The sequence below is a fragment of the Streptomyces sp. SID5643 genome, assembly GCF_009872555.1.
Lineage (GTDB): Bacteria > Actinomycetota > Actinomycetes > Streptomycetales > Streptomycetaceae > Streptomyces > Streptomyces iakyrus.
In genome coordinates this window covers 1-419 of the sequence record NZ_WWIC01000257.1, presented here as the reverse complement: position 1 = coordinate 419, position 419 = coordinate 1, and the positions used below count along the sequence as shown (strand labels likewise).

The window sequence follows — 419 nt, the reverse complement described above, 5'->3', positions numbered from 1 at the left end:
CCGAACCCGGAAGCTAAGCCTTACAGCGCCGATGGTACTGCAGGGGGGACCCTGTGGGAGAGTAGGACGCCGCCGAACAATCTTTGGAAGGACCCTTGGTCCCAGCGTTCAGCTGGGACCAAGGGTCCTTTTTGTTTTTGCACTGCGCGCTGGGCACCCGGCTGCGCGAGAATGACTGCGGTACCGAAGACAGGAGTCACCATGTCCACCAACTCTCCCGACGACCGACCGGAGCGCGACCAGCGGCGACGGGAGGGGGACCGGAGCGACCGAAACGACCGCGGCGGTCAGCGCGGGAGCCGCGGCGGAGACCGTGGCGGCTTCCGCCGCGACAACGACCGAGGCGGCAACGACCGTGGTGGCAACGACCGAGGCGGGTTCCGTCGGGACGACCGCGGTGACCGCCCCGCCTTCCGGCG

1 protein-coding gene and 1 rRNA gene are annotated in these 419 nt (G+C 68.5%); both read left to right on the top strand.

The features are described 5' to 3' along the window. Nucleotides 1–78, top strand: a 5S ribosomal RNA gene (gene rrf, locus GTY56_RS28730); the annotation flags it as partial. Nucleotides 79–201: 123 nt separating this feature from the next. Next, nucleotides 202–419: hypothetical protein (locus tag GTY56_RS40865; protein ID WP_237525085.1), on the top strand; the 218-nt coding region annotated here is incomplete at its 3' end.